Raw genomic sequence first — 4,214 nt, forward strand, 5'->3', positions numbered from 1 at the left:
GCCCCACCCCCTGCTGCTGGTCGGCGGCAGCTCGAAGGCCGCCGCCCGCCGGGCCGCGCGCCTGGGCCTGCCGTTCTTCCCCAGCGCCCACCTGCCGGAACTGGAAGCCCACTACCACGCGCTGCGCGAGGAGTTCGGGACCGAGGGCTGGGTGCTGATGCCGCCCGCAAAGACCCCGCTGCTGCACATCGCGGAGGACCCGGACCGGGCGTGGGCGCTGTACGGCGAGCACTTGCTGCACGAGGCGGCCACGTACGCCTCGTGGCAGTCGGGGGCGTCCATGCACTCGGCCGTGCGCTCCCGCGCCGCCACCGTGGCGGACCTGCGCCGCGAGGGCGTCTACCGGATCCTCACGCCCGAGGAGTGCGTGGCCTTCGCGGAATCGTCGGGCGCCACCGGCAACCTCGTACTGCACCCGCTGTGCGGCGGTATGCCGGTCGAGGAGGGGTGGCGCTCCCTGCGCCTGTTCGGCGAAAAGGTACTGCCCCGGCTCAAGGACTGAGCCGGGGCAGCGCCTTCGCGAGGAGGGGGCGGCGGGGATCAGCCCATCTCCTCCAGCGCCTTGCCCTTGGTCTCCGGCACCCACTTGAGGATGAAGGGGATCGAGAGCGCGGCGAAGACCGTGTAGATCACATACGCGCCGGACAGATTCCAGTCCGACAGGCTCGGGAAGCTCACGGTGATCAGCCAGTTGGCGACCCACTGGGCGGAGGCGGCGACGCCGAGGGCGGCGGCGCGGATCCGGTTCGGGAACATCTCGCCGAGCAGCACCCAGACCACCACGCCCCAGGAGAGGGCGAAGAAGAGCACGAACGAGTGGGCCGCGACGAGCGCGACGGTGCCCTGGAGGTCGGGCATGGAGATGTCCTGGCCCGTGCCGGTCTTGTACGAGAAGGCCCAGGCGGCGAGGGCGAGGGAGAGCGCCATGCCCGCCGAGCCGATGAGGGCGAGCGGCTTGCGGCCGATCCGGTCGACGAACAGCATCGCGACGACGGTGCCGAGGATGTTGATGATCGACGTGGTGAAGCTGTAGAAGAACGAGCTGCTCGGGTCGATGCCGACGGACTGCCACAGCGACGACGAGTAGTAGAAGATCACGTTGATGCCGACCAGTTGCTGGAAGACCGAGAGGCCGATACCGATCCAGACGATCGGCAGCAGGCCGCCGCGGCCGCCCAGCAGGTCGCGGAAGGTCGACTTCCGCTCGCTGCGCATCGCGTTCTCGATCTCGGCAACGCGGGCGTCGAGGTCGATGTCCCTGCCCTCGACGCCTGCCAGCACCTGCTTGGCCTGCTCGCCGCGGCCGACGGAGATCAGGTAGCGCGGCGACTCGGGGATCGCGAAGGACAGCAGGCCGTACAGCACGGCGGGCACGACCATCACACCGAGCATCCACTGCCAGGCTTCGAGCCCGGCGACCTGCCCGCGCTGCTCGCCGTCGGCGAGGTTCAGCACGCCCCAGTTGACGAGCTGTGAGAGGGCGATGCCGATGACGATCGCGGCCTGCTGGAAGGAGGCTAGCCGGCCGCGGTACGCGGGCGGGGCGACCTCGGCGATGTACGCGGGGCCGATCACGGAGGCCATGCCGATGGCGACGCCGCCGAGGACGCGCCACAGGGCGAGGTCCCAGAGCGAGAACGGCAGCGCCGAGCCGATGGCGCTGACGGTGAAGAGCACGGAGGCGATCTGCATCACGCGGATGCGGCCGATGCGGTCGGCTATCCGGCCGGCGACCGCGGCACCCACGGCGCAGCCGATCAGCGCCGCGGCGATGACCTGGGCCAGGGCCTCCGAACCGATGCCGAACTTGCCGCGGATGGCCTCGACGGCGCCGTTGATGACGGAGCTGTCGTAGCCGAAGAGGAAGCCGCCCATCGCGGCGGCTGCCGTGATGAAGATGACGTGGCCGAGGTGTTCCGGCTTGGCCTTGCGGCCCTCGGTCACCGTCGACTGCGCGGTGGTGGTCACGTGAACTCCTGGGGCCCGGCCTCGTTGCCGGGCGTGGGGGGGTCTGGCCGTCTCCAGTGGGCAGCACAGCGGCACAACTACGGCGTGAGCCACCACTTGAAGGTAAAAGCAATGCTGCGCAGCCTATGCCTTCAAGTTTCGAAGTCAATAGGCCGTAACCAAGATGTTTTCTCTAGATCAACAGAAGCTTTAGTTCAAGTCTTGGAGTTGATCTACAAAGGTTGAACGGGGCCGGTCAGCTGAGCCGTTGGCTGATGACCTTCGATACGCCGTCGCCCTGCATCGACACCCCGTAGAGGGCGTCCGCGACCTCCATCGTGCGCTTCTGGTGCGTGATCACGATGAGTTGGGAGCTCTCCTGGAGCTCCTCCATGATCCGGATCAGCCGCTGGAGGTTGGTGTCGTCGAGCGCCGCCTCGACCTCGTCCATCACATAGAACGGGCTCGGGCGCGCCTTGAAGATCGACACCAGCATGGCCACGGCCGTCAGCGAGCGCTCGCCACCGGACAGCAGCGAGAGCCGCTTGACCTTCTTGCCCGGAGGCCGTGCTTCCACATCCACCCCCGTGGTCAGCATGTTGTCGGGATCGGTCAGTACGAGCCGTCCCTCGCCGCCGGGGAAGAGCCGCGAGAAGACGCCCTCGAACTCCCGGGCCGTGTCCCGGAACGCCTCCGTGAAAACCTGCTCGACCCGCTCGTCGACCTCCTTGACGACCTGGAGCAGATCGGCCCGCGTCTTCTTCAGGTCCTCCAACTGCTCGGTGAGGAACTTATGGCGCTCCTCCAGCGCCGCGAACTCCTCCAGCGCGAGCGGGTTGACCTTGCCCAACTGCTGGTACGCCCGCTCGGCCGCCTTCAGCCGCTTCTCCTGCTGCGCGCGGACAAAGGGCACAGGCTGCCAGCGCGGGTCCGACCCCGCGGCGGAGCCGCCGTCGGGCGCAGCGGCGGAGCCACTGTCGGACGCGGTCTCCGACAGCACCTCGCCCTCGGCGGGCGGCGACGGCGGTACGAGCTGATCGGGCCCGTACTCCGCGATCAGCCCGGCCGGTTCGACGCCCAGCTCCTCCAGCGCCCTGGTCTCCAACTGCTCGATCCGCAGCCGCTGCTCGGCGCCGAGCACCTCGCCCCGGTGGACGGAGTCGGTCAGCTTGTCCAACTCGCCCTTGAGGTCGCGCCCGCGGTCGCGCTCGGCCGCCAGCTCCCGCTCGCGCCCGGCCTTCGCCGCCTCGGCCGCGGCCCGCTCCTCCTCGGCGCGGACGAGCGAGACCTCGACGTGCGCCAGCAGCTGCCGGGCGCCGCCCGCGACCGCCGAGGCCACCGCGGCCTCATGGCGCAGCCGGGCGCGCCGCTGCTCGGCGCGCGCCCGCGCCTCGCGCTCGGCGCGCGCGCCCCGGTCGAGCGCGTCGGCCCGCCCCGCGAGCCCCTTGACCCGCTCCTCGTGGGTACGGACCTGGAGCCGCGCCTCCATCTCCGTCTGCCGCGCGTTGGCCCCGTCCGCGGCCAGCCGGTCCCGTACGGAGGTGTCCGGCTCCTCCTCGGCCGGCGCCTCCTCGGCGACCAGCAGCCGCTCGGCCAGCTCCTCGACCTCCTCGGCCGCCCGTACGAGCGCCTCCTCGGCCCTCGCCGCGGCCGCCGCCGAACGCTCGGCCTCGCCGGCGGCGCCGCGCGCCTGCCCGGACAGCCGTCCCAGCTGCTGCGCGACGGCCGACTTCTCCCGGCCCGCGGCGCTCCGCCGGGCCGCCAACTCCTCGACGAGCGCGGCGCATTCGGTGCGCCGCTCCCCCGCGGTCCGCTGCGCCTCGGCCAGCTCCTCGCACCGCACGGCCAGTTCCTCGAGCTCGGCCGCGGCCTCGTCGACGGAGGCCTGCACCTCGAGCAGACTGGGCGCGCCGGCGGACCCGCCCTGCGCGAAGTGCGCCCCCAGCACGTCCCCTTCCGCCGTCCCGGCGACGCCCCCCGCCCGCTCCCCCGCCAACTCCTCGGCATCCTCCACCGTCTCCCGCAGCAGCCAACGCACCGCGGGCCCGAGGCCCTGATGCCCGCGGTGCGTTGGCTGCTGCGGGACGTGGTGGTGGTCGGGACGTTGGAGGATGCCGAGGAGTTGGCGGGGGCGCGGGCGGGGGTCGTCGCCGTGACCGCGGAAGGGGACGTGCTGGGGGCGCACTTCGCGCAGTGCGGGTCCGCCGGCGCGCCCAGTCTGCTCGAGGTGCAGGCCTCCGTCGACGAGGCCGCGGTCGAGCTCGAGG

2 protein-coding genes and 1 pseudogene are annotated in these 4,214 nt (G+C 71.6%); 1 reads left to right on the top strand and 2 read right to left on the bottom strand.

Going from position 1 to position 4,214, the window contains the following annotated elements:
• Positions 1–502 (top strand): annotated as a pseudogene (locus AOK16_RS21060) (LLM class flavin-dependent oxidoreductase); the annotation flags it as partial.
• A 38-nt stretch (positions 503–540) separates the two neighbouring features.
• Here the strand turns inward: AOK16_RS21060 and AOK16_RS21065 are convergent.
• Together AOK16_RS21065 and AOK16_RS21070 are read right to left on the bottom strand one after the other, a co-directional pair.
• On the bottom strand, positions 541–1,968 hold the full coding sequence (locus AOK16_RS21065) for a sugar porter family MFS transporter (protein ID WP_055473754.1): 1,428 nt from the start codon (positions 1,966–1,968) through the stop codon (positions 541–543).
• A gap of 235 nt (positions 1,969–2,203) precedes the next feature.
• A partial coding sequence (locus AOK16_RS21070; RefSeq protein WP_420865394.1) for an AAA family ATPase occupies positions 2,204–4,214 on the bottom strand: 2,011 nt, incomplete at its 5' end.

This window comes from Streptomyces pathocidini (genome assembly GCF_001418495.1).
Classification (GTDB): domain Bacteria; phylum Actinomycetota; class Actinomycetes; order Streptomycetales; family Streptomycetaceae; genus Streptomyces; species Streptomyces pathocidini.